Source organism: Polaromonas sp. YR568, assembly GCF_943371715.1.
In the GTDB taxonomy this organism is placed as follows: Bacteria; Pseudomonadota; Gammaproteobacteria; order Burkholderiales; family Burkholderiaceae_C; genus Polaromonas.
This window is the reverse complement of the sequence record NZ_CALRVW010000014.1, coordinates 16432-37079: the sequence shown is the minus strand read 5'-3', so window position 1 is coordinate 37079 and position 20648 is coordinate 16432. Positions and strand designations below refer to the sequence as shown.

The 20648-nt window shown below is 64.5% G+C and carries 17 protein-coding genes; 16 read left to right on the top strand and 1 reads right to left on the bottom strand.

Annotation, left to right across the window (positions count from 1 at the left end):
• The first annotated feature begins 17 nt into the window (after positions 1-17).
• From AAG813_RS11755 to AAG813_RS11710, 10 genes are all read left to right on the top strand, one after another.
• A complete protein-coding gene (locus tag AAG813_RS11755; RefSeq protein WP_341915140.1) occupies positions 18-1217 on the top strand; it encodes an ABC transporter substrate-binding protein in 1200 nt (399 codons plus the stop codon).
• Positions 1218-1371: 154 nt separating this feature from the next.
• Positions 1372-3318, top strand: a complete 1947-nt coding sequence (locus tag AAG813_RS11750; RefSeq protein ID WP_341915138.1) for an AMP-binding protein — start codon at positions 1372-1374, stop codon at positions 3316-3318.
• Positions 3315-4094 (top strand): ABC transporter ATP-binding protein, encoded by a 780-nt coding sequence (locus tag AAG813_RS11745; protein WP_341915136.1) that lies wholly within the window; start codon positions 3315-3317, stop codon positions 4092-4094. The genes AAG813_RS11750 and AAG813_RS11745 overlap by 4 nt, the downstream gene beginning before the upstream one ends.
• 145 nt (positions 4095-4239) lie before the next feature.
• Complete coding sequence (locus AAG813_RS11740) at positions 4240-5169, top strand: branched-chain amino acid ABC transporter permease (protein WP_341915134.1); 930 nt, start codon at positions 4240-4242, stop codon at positions 5167-5169.
• A 131-nt stretch (positions 5170-5300) separates the two neighbouring features.
• The gene (locus AAG813_RS11735) at positions 5301-6377 is read left to right on the top strand and encodes a branched-chain amino acid ABC transporter permease (RefSeq protein WP_341915132.1); all 1077 of its coding nucleotides are present in this window, start codon (positions 5301-5303) and stop codon (positions 6375-6377) included.
• A 111-nt stretch (positions 6378-6488) separates the two neighbouring features.
• The gene (locus tag AAG813_RS11730) at positions 6489-7817 is read left to right on the top strand and encodes an ABC transporter substrate-binding protein (RefSeq protein WP_341915130.1); all 1329 of its coding nucleotides are present in this window, start codon (positions 6489-6491) and stop codon (positions 7815-7817) included.
• Between the two features lie 125 nt (positions 7818-7942).
• The gene (locus AAG813_RS11725) at positions 7943-8764 is read left to right on the top strand and encodes an ABC transporter ATP-binding protein (RefSeq protein WP_341915128.1); all 822 of its coding nucleotides are present in this window, start codon (positions 7943-7945) and stop codon (positions 8762-8764) included.
• 10 nt (positions 8765-8774) lie between these two features.
• A complete protein-coding gene (locus tag AAG813_RS11720) occupies positions 8775-10022 on the top strand; it encodes an AMP-binding protein (protein WP_341915125.1) in 1248 nt (415 codons plus the stop codon).
• Between the two features lie 381 nt (positions 10023-10403).
• Entirely contained in the window at positions 10404-11387 is a 984-nt protein-coding gene (locus AAG813_RS11715) for a tripartite tricarboxylate transporter substrate-binding protein (RefSeq protein WP_341915123.1), read from the top strand.
• A 149-nt stretch (positions 11388-11536) separates the two neighbouring features.
• Positions 11537-12544: a tripartite tricarboxylate transporter substrate binding protein gene (locus tag AAG813_RS11710; RefSeq protein WP_341915121.1), complete on the top strand. Its 1008-nt coding sequence runs from the start codon at positions 11537-11539 to the stop codon at positions 12542-12544.
• Between the two features lie 118 nt (positions 12545-12662).
• Here AAG813_RS11710 and AAG813_RS11705 read toward each other — a convergent pair whose 3' ends face one another.
• Positions 12663-12962 carry a DUF1840 domain-containing protein gene (locus AAG813_RS11705; RefSeq protein WP_096696685.1) on the bottom strand — a complete coding sequence of 100 codons (300 nt, stop codon included), beginning with the start codon at positions 12960-12962 and terminating at the stop codon, positions 12663-12665.
• 110 nt (positions 12963-13072) lie between these two features.
• Between AAG813_RS11705 and AAG813_RS11700 the strand changes: the two genes are divergently transcribed.
• The 6 genes from AAG813_RS11700 (at position 13073) to AAG813_RS11675 (ending at position 20639) form a co-directional block, all read left to right on the top strand.
• Positions 13073-13819 (top strand): 2OG-Fe dioxygenase family protein, encoded by a 747-nt coding sequence (locus tag AAG813_RS11700; RefSeq protein ID WP_341915118.1) that lies wholly within the window; start codon positions 13073-13075, stop codon positions 13817-13819.
• A 335-nt stretch (positions 13820-14154) separates the two neighbouring features.
• Positions 14155-16455: a bifunctional salicylyl-CoA 5-hydroxylase/oxidoreductase gene (locus tag AAG813_RS11695; RefSeq protein WP_341915116.1), complete on the top strand. Its 2301-nt coding sequence runs from the start codon at positions 14155-14157 to the stop codon at positions 16453-16455.
• A 57-nt stretch (positions 16456-16512) separates the two neighbouring features.
• Positions 16513-16995 carry a MarR family transcriptional regulator gene (locus AAG813_RS11690; protein ID WP_341915114.1) on the top strand — a complete coding sequence of 161 codons (483 nt, stop codon included), beginning with the start codon at positions 16513-16515 and terminating at the stop codon, positions 16993-16995.
• Complete coding sequence (locus tag AAG813_RS11685) at positions 16992-17846, top strand: enoyl-CoA hydratase family protein (RefSeq protein WP_341915112.1); 855 nt, start codon at positions 16992-16994, stop codon at positions 17844-17846. Before AAG813_RS11690 ends, AAG813_RS11685 begins: the two co-directional genes overlap by 4 nt.
• Before the next feature lies 1 nt (position 17847).
• Positions 17848-19017 (top strand): acyl-CoA dehydrogenase family protein, encoded by a 1170-nt coding sequence (locus AAG813_RS11680; RefSeq protein ID WP_341915110.1) that lies wholly within the window; start codon positions 17848-17850, stop codon positions 19015-19017.
• Positions 19014-20639, top strand: a complete 1626-nt coding sequence (locus tag AAG813_RS11675) for an AMP-binding protein (RefSeq protein WP_341915108.1) — start codon at positions 19014-19016, stop codon at positions 20637-20639. The genes AAG813_RS11680 and AAG813_RS11675 overlap by 4 nt, the downstream gene beginning before the upstream one ends.
• Positions 20640-20648: the final 9 nt, after the last annotated feature.

Here is a 20648-nt window from a genome sequence, read left to right as displayed (position 1 = left end):
CCTCCAGCCAGGACCCCATGACCACCACTCACCCCTTCACTCCCCATCGCGGGCATGCGGCAACATGCGCCCCACAGGCCGGCCAGCTGACGCGCCGCAGCGTGCTGGGCGCGCTCGCGGCGCTGCCCGCGGCCTTTCATGCACCCCTGCGCGCCGACAACACCTCCCCCCTGAAAATTGCGCAGTCCACAGCACTCAGCGGCCCGCTGGGCGAACTGGGACAGGCCATGCACCAGGGCGCCAAGGCGTGTTTTGCGGCCATCAATGCCAAAGGCGGGGTGAATGGCCGCCCCATCGAACTCGCCGCGGTTGATGACGGTTACGACGTCAAGCGTGCGCTCGCCAATGTAAAGGGCTTCATTGAAGACCGCAGCAACTTCGCGCTCTTCAATTGCATGGGCACCCCCATGATCGAGGCCATGCTGCCGCAGGTGATGGAATCGGGCATCCCGTTTTTTGCACCCTTTTCCGGCGCCCTGTCCGCGCGGCCCAAAAATGCCCGCAACGTGTTCAACATCCGCGCCAGTTATGCGGACGAGGCAGAGCAGCTGGTGCAGCACCTCGCGACCATCGGCGTCAAGCGCATCGCGATCGTCTATCAGAACAACTCCTTCGGCAAGGAAGTGTTCGACGCCACCCAGCGCTCCATGACCCGGCACAAGCTCGATGCCACGGCCATCGTGACCGTGGAGAACAATTCCTCGGACGCCGGCGCAGCCGCGGCCAAGGTCGCGACCTCGAACCCGGAGGCGGTGCTGGTCGGCCTGGCGGGCAAACCCACCATCGACTTTGTCAAGGCGATGCGCACGCACCGCAAAGGGCTGCCGCTGTATGCCCTCTCCATCATGGGAGCGGCCGCCACCATCAAGGCCATGGGCGACGATGCGACCGGCATCGCGATTTCCCAGGTCGTGCCTCTGCCGAACGCCACCGTGGTGCCCATCGTCCGCGAATTCCAGCAGGCCTGGAAGGCGGCCGGCGTGACACTGGCGCCGTCACATCTGGCGCTGGAGGGTTACATCAACGCCCGGGTCTTCGCCGAGGCGCTCCGGCTTGCGGGACGCAACCCGACTCGCAGCGGCTTCATCGACAGCACCTGGAACCTCAAGCGTTACGACCTGGGCGGTTTCGAAGTGAGCTTCAGCGACTCGGCGACGAACGCGTCGCGCTTCGTTGAACTCACCATGGTTGCGCGCGATGGGCGCTTTATCCGATAGCAGGGCTGCACCCCGGGCACACCCCACTAGGACTTACCCGGAAATTGTCGTCGCAATGACACCGTAACGTCAAAGCCAGTCCTACTATTCATTCCACGCCAAGCGGCTTCTCCTGAGTGGGAAGCCGCACTGAACACTGGAGACAAGGTACCGAATGCAGACCACCTTCCCCCGATTGCTGCTGAAACACGCCGCAGAGCGCCCCACGGCGCCGGCCATGCGCGAGAAGGAATATGGCATCTGGCAGGCGCACAGCTGGGCCGACATGGCCGCGCTGGTCGAACACATCGCCTGCGGCCTGCATCAGGCCGGCCTGCAGCGCGGCGAACACATGGTCGTGGTGGGCGCGAACCGCCCGCGGCTGTACGCCACCATGCTGGCGGCGCAGTCGCTGGGTGCCATTGCCGTGCCTCTTTACCAGGACGCCGTCGGGGCCGAATGTGTGTTCCCCATCAACAATGCGGAAGTCCGCTTTGCGATGGTCGAAGACCAGGAGCAGGTCGACAAGCTCATGGACATTCGCGAACAGTGCCCGCAACTCGCCCACATCATTTACGACGACCCGCGCGGGCTGCGCAACTACAAGGAGCCGGGCTTGGTCGCCCTCGACGCGCTGATCGCATCGGGCCAGGCGCTGGCCGCCAGCCAGCCGGCATTTTTCAGGAGCCAGGTCGAGCAGGCGCATCCCGACGAGGTGGCCGCCATGTTCTTCACCTCGGGCACCACCGGCAACCCCAAGGGCGTGGTGCATACGCACAGCACCCTGCTCGACCGCGCCGAAGCCGGCGCCGAGTTCGACAAGCTGACCAGCCACGAGGAAGTGCTGGCCTACCTGCCACCGGCCTGGATCGGCCAGAACATCTTCAGCTATGCCCAGTGGCTGTGCTGCGGTTATGTGGTGAACTGCCCCGAAAACGCGAGCACCGTCACCATCGACCTCAAGGAAGTCGGCCCGACTTATTACTTTGCGCCGCCGCGGGTGTTTGAAGGCCTGCTGACCAGCGTGATGATCCGCATGGAAGACGCGGGCCTGCTCAAGCGCAAGATGTTTCACTTCTTCATGGATGTGGCCAAACGCGTGGGCCCGGCCCTGATGGATGGCCTGCCGGTGGGCGTTGGCGACCGCCTGCTCTACGCGCTGGGCCAGGTCATGGCCTACGGCCCGCTGCGCAACAACCTGGGCTTCAGCCGGGTCCGGGTCGCCTACACGGCCGGTGAAGCGATTGGTCCCGACCTGTTCACCTTCTACCGATCCATAGGCATCAATCTCAAGCAGCTTTACGGCTCGACCGAAACGGCCGTGTTTGTCTGCCTGCAGCCGGACAACCAGGCGCGCGCCGACACGGTGGGCGTGCCGATCAAGGGTGTGGAAATCAAGGTGGCCGACAACGGCGAAATCCTCGTCAAGTCCGCCGGTCTGCTCAAGGGTTATTACAAAAACCCGGCCGCGACGGCGGAGGTGCTCACGGCCGACGGCTGGTACCACACCAGCGATGCGGGCTTTCTCGACGCCAGCGGCCACCTCAAGATCATCGACCGCGTGAAAGACGTGGGCCGCATCAAGGGCGGCGCCAACGACGGCGCGATGTTTGCGCCCAAGTATGTCGAAAACAAGCTGAAATTCTTTCCGCACATCAAGGAAGTCGTGGCTTATGGCGACGGCCGCGACAAGGTCTGCGTCATGATCAACATCGATTTCGACGCGGTCGGCAACTGGGCCGAGCGGCGCAACCTGCCCTATGCAGGCTACACCGATCTGGCGCAAAAGCCCGAGGTCTACCAGCTGATCAAGGAATGTGTCGAGAAGGTCAATGCCGACCTGAGCGCCGATGCCCTGCTGGCGGGCTCGCAGATCAGCCGCTTCCTGGTGCTGCACAAGGAACTCGACGCCGACGACGGCGAGCTGACCCGGACCAACAAGGTGCGCCGCGGCTTCATCGCCGACAAGTACCAGCCCCTGGTCGATGCGCTGTACAGCGGAAAAACCGAACAGTTCATTGAAACCGTGGTCAAGTTTGAAGACGGTCGCAGCGGCAGCGTCAGCGCCACGCTCAAGATCAGTGATACCCAAACCTTTGCACCAGTGAAGGCTGCAGCATGAAAAAGATAGGCGACGTCATCCTCGACGTCAGCAACATTTCGCTAAGTTTCGGCGGCGTGAAAGCGCTGGCGGACATTTCCTTCAATGTGAAGGAGCACGAGATCCGCGCCATCATCGGCCCCAACGGCGCCGGCAAAAGCTCCATGCTCAACTGCATCAACGGTGTCTACACGCCGCAGCAGGGCTCGATCACCTTCCGCGGCCAGACCTTCAAACACATGAACAGCCACCAGGTGGCTGTCATGGGTGTGGCGCGCACCTTCCAGAACCTGGCGCTGTTCAAGGGCATGAGTGTGCTCGACAACATCATGGCCGGGCGCAACCTGAAGATCAAGAGCAACCTGCTGATGCAGGCGCTGCGCATCGGGCCGGCGGAACGGGAAGAGTTCAGGCACCGGGAAGCGGTGGAAAAAATCATCGACTTCCTGGAAATTCAGGCCTACCGCAAGACACCGGTTGGCCAGTTGCCCTACGGCCTGCAAAAACGCGTGGACCTGGGACGCGCCCTGGCCATGGAGCCGCAGGTGCTGCTGCTCGACGAACCCATGGCCGGCATGAATGTGGAAGAAAAACAGGACATGTGCCGTTTCGTGCTCGACGTCAACGACGAGTTCGGCACCACCGTGGTCCTGATCGAGCACGACATGGGCGTGGTGATGGACATCTCGGACCGCGTCGTGGTGCTCGACTACGGCAAGAAGATCGGCGATGGCACTCCCGACGAAGTCCGCAACAACCCGGACGTGATCAAGGCCTACCTCGGAACCAGCCACTAACTATGTACAACAAGCAACACACAGGCACCTTCTTTTCCAGCAGCCGCGACGGAACCGGCTTTGCCGGGCCGTATGCGGCGTCCCCTGGAAGGGGAGAGGCGGCTACGCGAAGCGAGCCCGCAACAGGGGTAAGGGGCATATTCTGATGGCTTTTTTCTTGGAAACACTTCTTGGCGGCCTGATGGCCGGCATGTTGTATTCACTGGTCGCGCTGGGGTTTGTGCTGATCTTCAAGGCCTCCGGCGTCTTCAATTTCGCACAAGGGGCCATGGTCTTGTTCGCCGCGCTGGCGATGGCCCGCTTCTCGCAATGGATTCCGCAATGGACCGGCATGGAGAGCCTCCTGCTGGCCAACATCGCCGCTTTCGCGATTGCCGCTGTGATCATGTTTATCGTGGCCTGGTTCATCGAACGCCTGGTGCTGCGGCACCTGGTCAACCAGGAGGGCGCCACCTTGCTGATGGCCACCCTGGGCATTGCCTACTTCATGGAAGGCCTGGGGCAGACGATTTTTGGCGGCAACATCTACAAGATCGACATCGGCATGCCGAAAGATCCGGTCTTCGTGCTCGACTCGGTGTTCCCGGGCGGCATCCTGATCAACAAGGAAGACCTGTATGCCGCGCTGATCGCTGCCGTGCTGGTGGCCGCGCTGAGCCTGTTTTTCCAGAAAACCGCCACCGGCCGGGCCCTGCGTGCCGTGGCCGACGACCACCAGGCGGCGCAGTCCATCGGCATCCCGCTGAACCGCATCTGGGTCATCGTCTGGTGCGTGGCCGGCGTGGTGGCGCTGGTGGCCGGCATGATCTGGGGCAGCAAGCTCGGCGTGCAGTTTTCCCTGGCCACCGTGGCCTTGCGCGCCCTGCCCGTGGTGATCCTGGGCGGCCTGACCTCGGTGCCCGGCGCCATCATTGGCGGCCTGATCATCGGCGTCGGAGAAAAACTCTCCGAGGTCTATCTCGGCCCGTTTGTGGGCGGTGGCATCGAGATCTGGTTTGCCTACGTGCTGGCCCTCGGCTTCCTGCTGTTCCGGCCGCAAGGCCTGTTCGGTGAAAAAATAATCGATCGCGTATGAAATACGCGATCAACACGCTTGCGGGTTCTTCGCCGGATACGGCGAAGGATTATTTTTCAGCGAAGACTCACTTTGCGCAGCAAAGTTAAGCGAAGCGCGTCGCAGCTAAAAGATCAACGAGATACCCAAATATGTTCTACAGAGAAAACGGCCAATTCAAAACCAGCTACCGGGCGGACCAGCAGATCTTCCCCATCTTGCAGGACCGGATTGCCATCGCGCTGCTGCTGGCGATTGCTTTCGTCGCCGTCCCCATGCTGGCCAGCGACTACCTGTTTCGCGCCATCCTGATTCCCTTCGTGATCATGTCGTTGGCTGCGCTCGGCGTGAACATCCTGGTCGGCTACTGCGGCCAGATTTCGCTGGGGTCCGGCGCCTTCATGGCGGTCGGCGCCTATGGCGCCTACAACTTCTTCGTGCGTATTCCCGGGATGCCCCTGATCCCGGCGCTGATCCTCGGCGGCCTGTGCGCGACCTTCTTCGGCATCCTGTTCGGCCTGCCCAGCCTGCGCGTCAAGGGCCTGTACCTGGCGGTGGCCACGCTGGCCGCGCAGTTTTTTGCCGACTGGATGTTTTTGCGCATCAAGTGGTTCACGCTGGACACCCCGTCGGGCTCCGTGTCGGTGTCCAACCTGCAGGTGTTCGGCTTTCCCATCGAGAGTTCTGTGAGCCGCTACCTGCTCTGCCTGAGTGTGTTGGCCATCATGGCCCTGCTGGCCAAGAACCTGGTGCGCAGCGCCATCGGCCGCGAATGGATGGCCATCCGCGACATGGATGTGGCGGCCGCAGTCATCGGCATCCGGCCCATGTACGCCAAGCTCAGCGCCTTCGCCGTCAGCTCCTTCATCATCGGCGTGGCCGGCGCGCTGTGGGCCTTTGTCTACCTCGGCGCCTGGGAGCCGGCGGCCTTCTCCGTCGACCAGTCCTTCCGGCTGCTGTTCATGGTCATCATCGGTGGCCTCGGCTCCATCATGGGCAGCTTCTTCGGCGCGGCCTTCATCGTGGTGCTGCCCATCGCGCTGAACCAGTTCCTGCCGGTGTTTGCCGGCCTGTTCGGCATCGAGATTTCCACCGCCGGCGTGTCACATGCGGAGCTGATGATTTTCGGCGGCCTGATCGTCTGGTTCCTGATTGTGGAGCCGCACGGCCTGGCCAAACTCTGGTCGGTCGGCAAGCAGAAGATGCGGCTCTGGCCGTTCCCGCACTGAGCCAGCATCAGGGTTAGGGATTACTGGGAAGCACCGATGTGTTTTGCACGGTTTGGTCGTTTACTGGGGTGTCGGTTTTTTGGGTGTATTTTTAATTTCTAGGAGACAACAATGAAAGTTCGCAACTTGATATTGGCAGCGGCAGTCCTTGCCACTGGCGCATCGTCCGTCGTGACGACCAGCGCATTCGCTCAGGCCAAGGAGCAGTTCATTCCGGTGCTGTCCTACCGCACCGGCCCCTATGGACCGAATGGCGCGCCCTGGGCCAACGGCTATGTGGACTACCTCAAGCTGACCAATGCGCGCGGCGGCATCAACGGCGTGAAAATTTCCTTCGAGGAATGCGAGACCGGCTACGACACCGCGCGCAGCGTGGAATGTTATGAACGGCTCAAGAGCAAGGGTGCCGCTCTGGTGCAGCCGCTGTCCACCGGCGCCACCTTTGCGTTGACCGAGAAGGCCCCGATCGACAAGATCCCCGTGGTCACCATCGGCTACGGCCGCAGCGAAAGCGCGGACGGCACGGTGTTCAAGTGGAATTTCCCCATCGCCGGCACTTACTGGGTGGCCGCTGACGCGATTCTGCAGGCCATTGCCAAGAAGGAAGGCGGCTTCGACAAGCTCAAGGGCAAGCGCATCGCGCTGGTCTACCACGACAGCCCTTACGGCAAGGAACCCATTCCCCTGATGCAGGAACGCGCGGCCATGCACGGCTTCAATTTGCAGCTGCTGCCGGTCACCGCACCGGGCGTGGAGCAAAAAGCCACCTGGCTGCAGATCCGCCAGGCTCGCCCCGACTACGTGGCACTGTGGGGCTGGGGCGTGATGAACTCCACCGCCATCAAGGAAGCCCAGGCCACCGGCTACCCGCGCGAGAAGATGTATGGCGTGTGGTGGGCAGGCGCGGAGCCTGACGTGAAAGACGTGGCCGACGGCGCCAAGGGCTACAACGCGGTGACCATGCAGCACGGCGCCGAACCCAACTCCAAGGTCGTCAAAGACATCCTGTCCATGGTGCATGCCAAGGGCCAGGGCACGGGTCCCAAGGACGAAGTCGGCCAGGTGCTTTACATGCGCGGCGCCATGAGCGCCATGCTGGGCCTCGAAGGCATTCGCTCCGCCCAGGACCGATTCGGCAAAGGCAAGGTCATGACAGGTGAGCAGGTCCGCTGGGGCCTGGAAAACCTGAACCTGACACAGGCCAAGCTCGACGGGCTGGGTTTCGCCGGCGTCATGCGCCCGATCAGCACCTCGTGCACGGACCACATGGGTTCATCATGGGCCCGCATCCACACCTGGGACGGCAAAGGCTGGAAGTTCACGTCGGACTGGCTGCAGGCGGATGAGCAGATCATCAAGCCGCTGGTCAAGGCCACCGCTGCCAAGTACGCCGCCGAGAAAAAACTCACGGCACGCACCCCGGCAGACTGCCAGTCCTGATCTTCAGCTAAACACCCCCTCCCGCCCGTCGGGAGGGGCGCGGCTCCAGCGAGCCGCCAAACGCCAGCGCTTCAAGCCCCTGTTGCAGCGCTGCCGTTTGGACAGCAACAAGCAGAAACATTCTTATGGAAAAACCTGACATCGCCAGCAACATCGTCCTGAACGTCAATGGCATTGAGGTCATTTACAACCACGTCATCCTGGTGCTCAAGGGCGTGTCCCTGCAAGTGCCGCAGGGCCGCATCGTGGCCATCCTGGGCGGCAATGGCGCCGGCAAGACCACGACCCTGCGGGCCATTTCCAACCTCCTGCAGGGCGAACGCGGCGCGGTCACCAAAGGCTCGATCGAGCTGCGCGGTGAACGCATCGAAAACCTGTCGCCGGCTGACCTGGTGCAGCGCGGCGTGGTGCAGGTCATGGAGGGCCGGCATTGCTTTGCCCACCTGACGATCGAGGAAAACCTGCTGACCGGCGCCTACACACTCAAAAGCAAGGCCGAAGTGGCGGCCAACCTCGAGAAGGTCTACAACTACTTCCCGCGCCTGAAAACACGGCGCACCTCGCAGGCGGCCTACACCTCGGGTGGCGAGCAGCAGATGTGCGCCATCGGCCGCGCGCTGATGGCCAGCCCCACCATGGTGCTGCTCGACGAACCCTCGATGGGCCTGGCGCCGCAGATCGTCGAAGAGGTCTTCAACATCGTGAAAGACCTCAACCAGAAGGAAAAAGTGACCTTCCTGCTGGCCGAGCAGAACACCAACATGGCGCTGAAGTACGCCGACTACGGCTACATCATGGAAAGCGGCCGCATCGTCATGGACGGCCAGGCCAGCGATCTGGCGAACAACGAAGACGTCAAGGAGTTTTACCTGGGCGTGGGCGGCGGTGAACGCAAGAGCTTCAAGGACGTCAAGAGCTACAAGCGCCGCAAGCGCTGGCTGGCGTGAAGGGGCCGACATGAACGAATTTTTCGACGCGCTGGAAACACGGGACCCGGCCGTCCGCGAGACCCAGCTGATGGCGGCGCTGCCGGCGCAGGTGGCGCACGCGCAAAAGGCGGCGCCGGCCTTTGGCGCCATTCTGGCGGGGCTGGACCCCGCAGCCGTCACCTCGCGCCAGGCGCTGGCACGGCTGCCGGTCACACGCAAGCATGAACTGCAGGCACGCCAGCAGGCGAGTCGCGCCACCGATGTGTTTGGCGGCTTTTCCACGCTGCTGCGCGGCCCGAAGATGCCGCACATTTTTTCATCCCCCGGCCCGATTTACGAGCCCGAAGGCACCGCCCGCGACTACTGGCGCGCCGCCCGCGCCCTGTTCGCCGCGGGTTTTCGCGCTGGCGACCTGGCCCACAATGCGTTCAGCTACCACATGACGCCGGGGGCCTTCATCATGGAGTCGGGTGCGCACGCCATCGGCTGCAGCGTTTTTCCGGCCGGGGTGGGACAGACGGAGCAGCAGCTCCAGGCGATCGCCGAACTCCGGCCCGAGGCCTACATGGGAACGCCCAGTTTCCTGCGCATCCTGGTCGAAAAAGCGCTGGAGACCGGCAGCGATATTTCCAGCCTGCGCAAGGGCCTGACGGGCGGCGAGGCGCTTCCGCCCAGCCTGCGCGACTGGTTTGCCGGGCACGGCCTGGCGGTTTACCAGAGCTACGCCACCGCCGACCTGGGGCTGATCGCCTACGAAACCTCCGCGCGCGAAGGCCTGGTGCTGGACGAAGGCGTGATTGTGGAAATTGTCCGCCCCGGCACCGGCGACCCGGTGCCGGAGGGCGAGGTGGGTGAACTGGTGGTCACCACCCTGAACCCGGACTACCCGCTGATCCGCTTTGGCACGGGCGACCTGTCGGCGATATTGCCCGGCACCTGTCCGACCGGGCGAACCAACACCCGGATCAAGGGCTGGATGGGCCGGGCCGACCAGACCACAAAAATCCGGGGCATGTTTGTACACCCCGGCCAGGTGGCCGACATCACCCGGCGTTTTCCCGAGGTACTGAAGGCGCGCCTGGTCGTCACCGGCGAGATGGCCAGCGACAGCATGACGCTCAAGGTGGAAGCCGCCTCCATGCCGCAGGGACTGGAAAACCGGATCAGCGAAGCGATCCGCGATGTGACCAAGCTGCGTGGTGATGTCGAACTGATGGCGCCGGGCAGCCTGCCCAACGACGGCAAGGTCATCGAGGACGCCCGAAGCTATAAATAGCCCCCACGCTTGTCGCTGCGCGTACTACGCTGCCCCCCGAGGGGGCTGCGTGCGGCGGCTCCGAGCCTGCAGGTGCAGGCTTGGACGGCACGCAGATGGGATGCGTCTCGCATCCCGGCGGCCTGCAAGGCCTGCGCCTGCGGCCCGGCAAAGCCGGTTCCGCGGCCCCGGCTTGATTTGAGAGCCACCGCACTCGCTCGCGTCCTATCCGTTCGTCCTGAGCCTGTCGAAGGATGCCCCCGCGGGCGCTGCGCCTGCGGTCCGACGGGGCCGGTTCCGCTGCCTCGAGGGGCCTGAGGACTTGCCCTTACGTAGTTCCCGCGATGGCGGTGGTGCCTGTGCCGCCTACACTGGGGCCATTCAAATCAACGGAGATACGTGATGAAACGCCTGCTAGTCCTCGCCGCTGCCGCGACGGCGCTGTTCGCCAACGCCCAGACCTACCCCGGCTCGAAACCGGTTGCCATCGTGGTTCCTTTTGCAGCGGGCGGCCCGACCGACCGCGTTGCACGCGACCTGGCCGAGGCCATGCGCAAAAACATGCCCGGCGCCAACTTTGTCGTGGAAAACGTCAACGGCGCCGGCGGCACGATTGCCGCCACCAAGGTCGCCAAGGCCAACCCGGACGGCTACACCCTGCTGCTGCACCACATCGGCATGGCTTCCGCCCCCGCGCTGTACCGCAAACTGCAATACAAGCCGCTGGAAGACTTCGAGTACCTGGGCATGATCAATGAAGTGCCGATGACGCTGATCGGCAAGCCCCAGCTGCCAGCCAACACCTACCGTGACTTCGAGAACTACATCAAGGCCAATGCCGGCAAGCTCAACATTGCCCACGCCGGCCTGGGTTCAGCCTCGCACCTGTGCGGCCTGATGTGGCAAGCAGCGATCAACGCCAAGGAAGCCATGACCACCATTCCGTTCGGCGGCACCGGCCCGGCGATGAATGCGCTGGTCGGCGGCCAGGTCGACCTGATGTGCGACCAGACCACCAACACCACCGGCCAGATCGAGGCCGGTCGCGTCAAGGCTTTTGCCGTGACCACGGCCAAGCCCCTGTCCTCGCACAAGCTGCTCAAGGACTACCCGTCCCTGCAGGACATGGGCCTGAAGGGGTTCAACCTGACCATCTGGCACGGCCTGTACGCACCCAAGGGCACGCCAGCGGCCATCCAGGCCCAGCTGAACACGGCGCTCAAGCTCGCGCTGAAAGACCCCGACTTCATCAAGAAGCAGGAAGGCCTGGGCGCGATCGTCGTGACTGACAAACGCGTGGAACCCGCGGCGCACAAGGCCTTTGTGGCCTCGGAAATCGCCAAACTCAAGCCGGTGATTGAAGCGGCCGGCAAGTTCGCCGACTGATTTGCGCAGCACCGCCTGAAGAAAAAGCCGCCGGGTGCAAGCCTGGCGGCTTTTTTGTTGCGGGCCGGGATTGCCCCGATTGAAGCGCCCGCCCCGCAGCGCCAAGATGGATTCACCGCTCTGACCAACTCCAACAGGAACCCCGCACCATGCCCACCTTCAAGAAAAATCGCCGTCTGGCCCTTTCCAGCATTGCGCTGGCAGCTACTTTTTTAATAGCAATTCCGGCAGCAGCGCAAACCACCTGGCCGACCAAGCCGGTGCGCATCGTCGTACCGTTTGCGCCGGGCGGCACCACCGACATCCTGGCCCGCGCCGTGGCGCCCGAGCTGACGAAGGCTTTCGGCCAGCCCTTCATCGTGGACAACCGGGCCGGTGCCGGCGGCAATGTCGGCGCCGACCTCGTGGCCAAATCCCCCGGGGATGGCTACACCCTGCTGATGGGCACAGTGGGCACCCACGGCATCAACAAGTCGCTGTACAGCAAGATGCCTTATGACCCGCAGAAGGACTTTGCGCCGATCACGCTGGTGGCCGGTGTGCCCAACGTGATGGTCATGAATGCCGAAAAGGCCGCCAAACTGGGCATCAACAACGTGGCTGATTTTGTCAAGTATGCCAAGGCCCATCCCGGCCAGTTCAGCATGGCGTCCAGCGGCAACGGCACCTCGATTCACCTGGCCGGCGAACTGTTCAAGTCGCAGACCGGAATTTTCATGACGCACATCCCCTACCGCGGCTCCGGCCCAGCCCTGCTGGACCTGATAGGCGGCAACGTGGACGTCATGTTCGACAACCTGCCGTCGGCCATGCCGCAGATCAAGGGTGGCAAGCTCAAGGCCTTTGCGGTCACCAGTGCCCAGCGCTCGACGGCCATGCCCGAGTTGCCCACGGTGGAGGAAGCCGGCAAGCTCAAGGGGTTTGAGGCCAGCAGCTGGTTCGGCCTGCTGGCACCGGCCGGCACGCCGCCCGACGTGGTCAGCCGCATCCAGCAGGAAGTGGCCAAGGCCCTGGCCACACCGGCCATCAAGGAGAAAATGCTGGCCCAGGGCGCCATTCCGAGCGGCAACACTCCGCAGGAATTCGCCAAGCTGATCGACGCCGAAATCACCAAGTGGGCCCTGGTCGTCAAGGCCTCGGGCGCGAAGGTCGATTAACGGGCTTGAGGGCTACCATTCAAGCAGGGGCCGCGGGTCCGGCTTTGCCGGCCCGCAGGCGCAGCGGCCCCCTCGGGGGGCAGGGAGCTACACGCAGTGAACGACCGTGGGGGCTCTACTAGACGCCCCAGACCACCTCGTGGCCGGCCTTGTGGTTGCGCTGCAGCATCTCGATGAAGGGCAAGGCGCGCTGGCGCAGCCCCAGGCCTTCGCCGGGCACCGGAGCCGGCGCTTCCTCGTCGTGGGTTTCCTCCAGGACAATCGCGGCTTCCAGCGCCGCGATGGCTGCCGGCATCTGCTCGGGCAAGATGATGCCTTTGGGGCCAGCCTCCTTGCCGATGATCTCCAGCACGCGTCGGCCATTGGCCTCCAGCATGATCAGGTCGCCGGAAGCTTTGGACTTGAACTTGTACAGCATGGCAGCTCCTTTTTTGCATGAATGAAGTCAATTATGAACGCGCCTTCGGCGCGCGGCTGTAGGCAGCTTGCCCGATCATGCGCGGGGCCGGTAACGCAGAATAGGCGCTTATGTTCAATATCCCCACCGTTCAAAAGCCTGCCGCCCAGGGACTGAGCCAGGACGGCTTGAGCCTGCTGTCGCCCGCCGAGCTGCCCGCCACCCTGTGCCTGCCGCCCGAGTGGGCTGGGCAATGGTCAGCCCTGGCCGCCTCCTGGAACAACCTGCCACCCGATGCGCACCTGAAGGATGGCGGCCACTACCGCCGCCGCCGGCACAGCTGCTTTGTCCAGGAACTGCCCGGCGGTCAGCTGCAGCAAACGCCGCACCGCGCCCACTGGCAGCCCACCGACTACAACGCCCTGCACGGCGGCTTTGAGCGCTGGTTCGAACCGGTCGAGCCGGCCGTCGCCACCGCACCGGCCTGGACGGCACTGCTGGGCACGCTGGGCCAGCTGTTTGCCCAGGTCCGACCGGTGGCACGCTGGTACATCGAGGCGCACCAGTTCCGCATCGACACGGCCGGCGGGGTGGGCCGCCCGACGCCGGAAGGCGCGCACCGCGACGGTGTGGACTTCGTGGTGGTGATGCTGGTGGCGCGCCGCGGCGTCAAGGGCGGCGAGAGCCGGGTGTTCGACGCCAACGGCCCGCACGGTTTGCGTTTTCTCATGCAGGAGCCGCTGACCACGCTGCTGCTGGACGACGCCCGGGTGATCCATGAAACCACGCCCATCCTGCCGCTCGACGATGCAGCGCGGGACGGCTACCGTGACACGCTGGTGCTGACGTATCGGGCGGGTGACTTTCAGTCCCCCTAGAAATAGAGCCCCCACGCTCGTCACTGCGTGTACTTCGCTGCCCCCCGAGGGGGCTGCTTGCCGCGGCTCCGAGCCTGCAGGTGCAGGCTTGGACGGCACGCAGATGGGATGCGTCTCGCATCCCGGCGGCCGGCAAGGCCTGCGCCTGCGGCCCGGCAAAACCGGTTCCACGGCCCCTGCTTGAAAAAGAGCGGCCTCGCCTGCGGCGGTCGCGGCAACTCGCACCCCATCGGGGGCAGCGTTAACCATGAGGCGCCCGGTCTGAAAACCGCTTGACGAAAATAGTTTAAACCTAAACAATTAAGACTCGATCAATCAACTTGAACGGTCTTTCCATGCGCATCCTTTGCCTGGGCGGCGGGCCCGCCGGTTTGTACTTTGCGGTGCTGATGAAGCTGCAGAACCCGGCCAACCAGATCACGGTGGTGGAACGCAACCGCCCGTTTGACACCTTCGGCTGGGGCGTGGTGCTGTCGGACCAGACACTGGGCAACCTGCAGGTGGCCGACCCCGTCAGCGCGCAGCTGATTGGCGACGCCTTCAACCACTGGGACGACATCGAGGTGTTTTTCAAGGGCCGCTCGGTGCGCTCGGGCGGCCACGGCTTTTGCGGCATCGGCCGCAAGCGCCTGCTCAACATCCTGCAGGACCGCTGTATCGAACTGGGCGTCGAGCTGGTGTTTGAAACCGACGTGCAGGACGACCAGGCCATCACCGAAAAGTACCAGGCCGACCTGGTGATCGCCAGCGACGGCCTGAACAGCCGCATCCGCAACCGCTACGCCGACACCTTCAAGCCCGACATCGACCTGCGCGCCTGCCGTTTCGTCTGGCTGGGCACCCACAAGACCTTTGACGCCTTCACCTTTGCCTTCGAGCAGACCGAACACGGCTGGTTCGCGGCCCACGCCTACAAGTTCGACGACAACACCTCCACCTTCATTGTCGAGACGCCCGAGGCGGTCTGGAAGGCCCACGGCCTGGACGCCATGAGCCAGGAAGAAGGCATCGCCTTCTGCGAACAGCTGTTCGCCAAGTACCTGGACGGCAACGCCCTGATGAACAACGCCACGCACGTGCGCGGCTCGGCGATCTGGATCCGCTTCCCGCGCGTGGTCTGCGAACGCTGGGTGCACCACGAAACCATCAACGGCAAACCGGTGCCCATCGTGTTGATGGGTGACGCCGCACACACCGCGCACTTTTCGATAGGCAGCGGCACCAAACTGGCGCTCGAAGACGCGATCGAGCTGAGCCGCTGCTTTGCACAACACCCGGCCGCGGACGACGCGCTGCAGGCGTATGAGGCCGTTCGCTCGGTCGAAGTCCTGAAGATCCAGAATGCGGCGCGCAACTCGACCGAGTGGTTTGAAAATGTGGACCGCTACAGCGGCCTGGACGCCGAACAGTTCTTTTACTCGCTGCTAACGCGTTCGCAGCGCATCAGCCACGAGAACCTGCGCGTGCGCGACGCCTCCTGGCTGCAGGGCTACGAGCAGTGGCTGGCCAGAAGCGGTGACAAGCCAGCGCCACCGCCCATGCTGCTGCCGCTGAAGGTCAGGGGACTGACGCTGAAGAACCGCATCGTGGTTTCACCGATGGCGACCTACAGCGCCGTCGATGGCCTGCCCCAGGACTTTCATCTGGTGCACCTGGGCGCGCGCGCACTCGGCGGCGCGGCCATGGTGTTTGCCGAAATGACCGCCCCCTGCCCCGAAGGCCGCATCACACCGGGCTGCCCGGGCCTGTGGAACGAAGAACAGATGCTGGCCTGGAAACGCATTGTCGATTTCGCGCACCGCTCGGGCGAAGGCGTGGCCATGGGCATGCAGTTGGGCCACAGCGGCCCCAAAGGTTCGACGCAGCTGGGTTGGGAAGCGCCCGACGAGCCGCTGCCCGCGGGTAACTGGCCACTGCTGGCGGCCAGCGCGGTCTCTTACGGACCAACCAACGCCGTGCCGGCCGCCATGACGCGGGACGACATGGACCGCATCAAGGCGCAGTTTGTGCAGTCCACCCGTTATGCGGCGCAGGCCGGTTTCGACTGGCTGGAGCTGCATTGCGCGCACGGCTACCTGCTGTCGAGCTTCATCACACCGCTGACCAATCTGCGTACCGACGAGTACGGCGGCAGTCTGGAAAACCGCTGCCGCTACCCGCTGGAAGTTTTTGCGGCCATGCGTGCGGTCTGGCCCGCGGACCGCCCCATGAGCGTGCGCATCTCGGCGCACGACTGGGCGCCGGGCGGCAACACCGCCGACGATGCGGTGGCGATTGCACGCCTGTTCAAGGCCGCCGGCTGCGACTTCATCGACGTCTCCTCGGGCCAGACCACCCGCGCCGCCAAGCCGGTGTATGGCCGCATGTACCAGACACCGTTTGCCGACCGCATCCGCAACGAGGTCGGCATCCAGACGATTGCCGTCGGCGCGATTTCGGAAGTGGACCACGTCAACAGCATCATTGCCGCCGGGCGCGCCGACCTGTGCGCAATTGCACGTCCGCACCTGGCCGACCCGGCCTGGACGCTGCACGAGGCGGCCAAGCTGCAAAGCCGGGCGGTGAGCTGGCCGAAACCCTACCTCAGCGGCCGGGACCAGATGTACCGCGAACTTTCCAAGCAAAAACAGGCCTGAGCCCTTATCCGACGGACGCCAGCAGCTATCAAATAAATAGTAAACGGGAGAGATGCCATGGACATGGAAGCACGAGGACACCGAGAACATCCGGAGGCGCTGCGCCTGTGGCTGCGCTTGCTCACCTGCACCCAGCTGATTGAAAAGCAGGTGCGCGGGCAATTGCGCGAACAGTTCGACACCACCCTGCCGCGCTTCGACTTGATGGCGCAGCTCGAGCGCAACCCCGACGGGCTGAAGATGAACGAGCTGTCGCGCCGCATGATGGTCACCGGCGGCAACGTCACCGGCATCACCGACCAGCTGGTGGCCGAGGGCCTGGTCGAACGCATGGACGTCGAAGGCGACCGCCGCGCCTACCGCGTGCGCCTGACCCCGCGCGGCCGCAAGACCTTTGACGAGATGGCGCGCCAGCATGAAGGCTGGATTGTCCAGGCCTTCGGCGGCCTGTCGCCGCGCGAAATCGACACCCTGCACAAGCTGCTGGGCAAAGTCAAACAGCACCAGACCGATCTGAACCAGGAAATGGAAAACGCATGAAACACTACATTGGCCCCAGCAACCCCATGCACGCGCAGTTCAACGCGCTGGCCGGTTACCAGGCACGCCACTTTGCCTATGCTTTTGATGCCGGTGTGGCGACGCTGAGCCTGAACCGGCCGGAGCGCAAGAACCCGCTGACCTTCGACTCCTACGCCGAGCTGCGCGACCTGTTCCGCGCACTCAACAGCGCCACCGACGTCAAGGTCATCGTGCTGACCGGCGCCGGCGGCAACTTCTGCTCGGGCGGCGATGTGCATGAAATCATCGGCCCGCTGACCAAAATGGCCATGCCCGAGCTGCTGGAGTTCACGCGCATGACCGGCGACCTGGTCAAGGCCATGCGCCTGTGCCCGCAGCCCATCGTCGCCGCGATCGACGGCATCTGCGCCGGTGCCGGCGCGATGATGGCCCTGGCCGCCGACATGCGCCTGGGCACGGCGCAAGCCAAAACCGCTTTCCTGTTCACCCGCGTGGGCCTGGCCGGCGCCGACATGGGCGCCTGCGCGCTGCTGCCGCGGTTGATCGGCCAGGGCCGTGCGTCCGAGCTGCTGTTTACCGGCCGCGCGATGACGGCGCAAGAAGGCCTGCAGTGGGGCTTTTTCAACGCGCTGCACGAACCGGCCGAGCTGCTGGGCAAGGCGCAGGCCCTCGCGGCCGATCTGGCTGCCGGCCCGACCTTTGCCCACGGCATGACCAAAACCATGCTGCACCAGGAATGGGCCATGACGCTGGACCAGGCGATCGAAGCCGAGGCCCAGGCGCAGGCCATCTGCATGCAGACCAAGGATTTCACGCGCGCCTACGAAGCTTTTGCCAGCAAACAGAAACCGGTGTTTCAGGGAGACTGATGTGAAAGCCGATACCCGACATCTGGCTCTGCCATTTTTTGACGATGCGCACCGCGCACTGGGTGAGCAACTCGCGGCCTGGGCGCCGGCCCAGCAGGTGGACGAAAGCGACGACAGAAGCGCCTGCAGGCAGTGGGTGCGCCTGCTCGGCGACGCCGGCTGGCTGCGTTACTGCGTGCCCGCCAGCGCCGGCGGGGCCATGGACAAGCTCGACTCGCGCGCGCTGGTGATCCTGCGCGAAACTTTGGCCTTCCACTCTCCGCTGGCCGACTTTGCATTTGCCATGCAGGGCCTCGGCAGCGGCGCCATCACGCTGGCCGGCACACCGGCCCAGCAGGCGGCCTACCTGCCCGCCGTCGCCCGTGGCGACAAGATCGCGGCCTTTGCACTGAGTGAACCCGACGCAGGGTCGGACGCGGGCGCCATGACGACCAGCGCCGATACGTCCGACGGTGGCTGGGCTCTCAACGGCAGCAAGACCTGGATCAGCAACGGCGACATCGCCGACTTCTACGTGACCTTCGCCAAGACCGACCGCGAAGCCGGCACACGCGGCATCACCGCCTTCATCGTGGACGCCGGCAACCCCGGCCTGGACAGCAGCGAACACATCGCGGTGATGGCCCCGCACCCGCTGGCGACGCTGAAATTCGCACATTGCAAAGTATCCGGCGAGGCCCAACTGGGCGCGCTCAACGGCGGCTTCAAGCTGGCCATGCAGACGCTGGACATCTTCCGCGCCTCGGTCGCCGCGGCTGCCCTGGGCATGGCGCGCCGCGCATTGTTCGAAGCGGTGCGTTTCTCGCGCGAACGCAAGATGTTCGGCCAGACCCTGGCCGACTTCCAACTCACGCAGGCCAAAATCGGCGAGATGGCGGCGCTGGTCGATGGCGCCGCCCTACTGACCTACCGCGCCGCCTGGCTGCGCGACGACAGCGAAGCCAGCGGTGCCGGCAAACGCATCACCGCTGAGGCCGCCATGGCCAAGATGACGGCGACGGAAAACGCCCAGCGCGTGATCGACATGGCGCTGCAGATGCACGGCGGCCTGGGCGTGAAGGTCGGCACCAAGGTCGAAAGCCTGTACCGCGACATCCGCTCGCTGCGCATCTACGAAGGTGCAACCGAAGTCCAGCAACTGATCATTGGCAAGGCGGTACTGCAATCATGAACACCCCCGCCCACCCCTCCGTCCAGACCGACCGCTTTGTGCACGACCGCCTGCCGCCGCCGGACCAGTGGCCGCAGATGCGTTACGACCTGCCCGAACTGCAGATTCCCGCGCAGGCCAACCTGGTGGAGGTGCTGTTCGAACGTGCGGACCAGCGCGGCCTGTCGGACCGGCCTTTCCTGCGCTCCGACAAGATCATCCTCTGTTATGCCGACGCCCATGAACGCGTCAAGCGCATCGCCCAGGTGCTGACCGAGGACTTGCAGCTGGTGCCTGGCAACCGCGTGCTGCTGCGCGGCGGCAATACCATCGGCATGGCGCTGGCCTGGCTGGGCGTCGTCAAGGCCGGCATGGTGGCCGTGGCCACCATGCCGCTGCTGCGCGCCAAGGAACTCGGGGAAATCATCGCCAAGTCCCAGGCCACGGTGGCGCTGTGTGATGCCAGCCTGCTGGCCGAGCTGCAGGCCGCCCGCGACCTGAACCCGACACTCGCGACCATCGTGCCGTTCAACCTGAACGAAGCCGGTGCGATGGCCGTGCGTGCCGCGGGCAAGGACGGCAACTTCGCGCCCTGCCGAACCTCGGCCGACGACATCGCGATGATGGCCTTCACCTCCGGCACCACCGGCACCCCGAAAGCAGCCGTGCACACCCACCGCGACGTGCTCGCCGCCTGCGAGGCCTGGCCGCGCCATGTGCTTCAGGCCACGCCGGACGACATCGTGATGGGCTCGCCGCCGCTGGCCTTCACTTTCGGCCTGGGCGGCATGCTGGTGTTCCCGATGTGGGCGGGCGCCTCGGTGTATTACCCCGGCATCCCCTACACCCCGGAGGCCATGGTCAAGCTGATCAACGAGGTGGGCGCCACCATCTGCTACACCGCACCCACCTTCTACCGCCAGATGGCGCCCTTTGCGAAGCAGCATGGTGTGCCGACGCTGCGCATCTGCGTCAGCGCGGGCGAGGGCCTGCCCGACGCCACGCGCCAGCTCTGGAAGGACGCGACCGGCATCGAGATGACCGATGGCATAGGTGCCACCGAAATGTTTCACATCTTCATCTCCGCCGCGCCGGCAGACGTGCGGCGCGGCGCCATCGGCAAGGTGGTGCCCGGTTACACCGCGAAGGTGGTCGATGAAGAGGGCCGGGAAGTCCCGCGCGGCACCATCGGCAAGCTGGCGGTCATCGGGCCCACCGGCTGCCGCTACCTGGACGATGCGCGCCAGACGAACTATGTGAAAAACGGCTGGAACTACCCGGGCGACGCCTTTCTGCAGGACGCCGACGGCTACTTCTTCTTCCAGTCCCGGGCCGACGACATGATCATCACCTCGGGCTACAACGTGGGCGGCCCCGAAGTGGAAGACGCCCTGCTCAAACACCCGGCGGTGGCCGAATGCGGCGTGATCGGCGAGCCCGACGAGGAGCGCGGCATGATCGTCAAGGCCTTTGTGGTGCTCAAGCCCGGCCATGAAGCCGGCGAAGCCATGACCCGGCTGCTGCAGGAGCATGTGAAAGCCACGCTGGCGCCGTTCAAGTACCCGCGCCGGATTGAATTCGTGAGCAGCCTGCCGCGCACGGAGACCGGCAAACTCCAGCGCTTCAAGCTCCGCCAGCCATGAAACACGCCT

Bases quoted from the DNA above. Each gene is read 5' to 3' on its own strand.
- AAG813_RS11745 (WP_341915136.1), top strand. From the start codon at position 3,315: ATGAAAAAGATAGGCGACGTCATCCTCGACGTCAGCAACATTTCGCTA.
- AAG813_RS11705 (WP_096696685.1), bottom strand. From the start codon at position 12,962: ATGCTGTACAAGTTCAAGTCCAAAGCTTCCGGCGACCTGATCATGCTG.
- AAG813_RS11675 (WP_341915108.1), top strand. From the start codon at position 19,014: ATGAACACCCCCGCCCACCCCTCCGTCCAGACCGACCGCTTTGTGCAC.
- AAG813_RS11695 (WP_341915116.1), top strand. From the start codon at position 14,155: ATGCGCATCCTTTGCCTGGGCGGCGGGCCCGCCGGTTTGTACTTTGCG.
- AAG813_RS11750 (WP_341915138.1), top strand. From the start codon at position 1,372: ATGCAGACCACCTTCCCCCGATTGCTGCTGAAACACGCCGCAGAGCGC.
- AAG813_RS11715 (WP_341915123.1), top strand. From the start codon at position 10,404: ATGAAACGCCTGCTAGTCCTCGCCGCTGCCGCGACGGCGCTGTTCGCC.
- AAG813_RS11710 (WP_341915121.1), top strand. From the start codon at position 11,537: ATGCCCACCTTCAAGAAAAATCGCCGTCTGGCCCTTTCCAGCATTGCG.
- AAG813_RS11735 (WP_341915132.1), top strand. From the start codon at position 5,301: ATGTTCTACAGAGAAAACGGCCAATTCAAAACCAGCTACCGGGCGGAC.
- AAG813_RS11720 (WP_341915125.1), top strand. From the start codon at position 8,775: ATGAACGAATTTTTCGACGCGCTGGAAACACGGGACCCGGCCGTCCGC.
- AAG813_RS11725 (WP_341915128.1), top strand. From the start codon at position 7,943: ATGGAAAAACCTGACATCGCCAGCAACATCGTCCTGAACGTCAATGGC.
- AAG813_RS11755 (WP_341915140.1), top strand. From the start codon at position 18: ATGACCACCACTCACCCCTTCACTCCCCATCGCGGGCATGCGGCAACA.
- AAG813_RS11740 (WP_341915134.1), top strand. From the start codon at position 4,240: ATGGCTTTTTTCTTGGAAACACTTCTTGGCGGCCTGATGGCCGGCATG.
- AAG813_RS11690 (WP_341915114.1), top strand. From the start codon at position 16,513: ATGGACATGGAAGCACGAGGACACCGAGAACATCCGGAGGCGCTGCGC.
- AAG813_RS11730 (WP_341915130.1), top strand. From the start codon at position 6,489: ATGAAAGTTCGCAACTTGATATTGGCAGCGGCAGTCCTTGCCACTGGC.
- AAG813_RS11700 (WP_341915118.1), top strand. From the start codon at position 13,073: ATGTTCAATATCCCCACCGTTCAAAAGCCTGCCGCCCAGGGACTGAGC.
- AAG813_RS11685 (WP_341915112.1), top strand. From the start codon at position 16,992: ATGAAACACTACATTGGCCCCAGCAACCCCATGCACGCGCAGTTCAAC.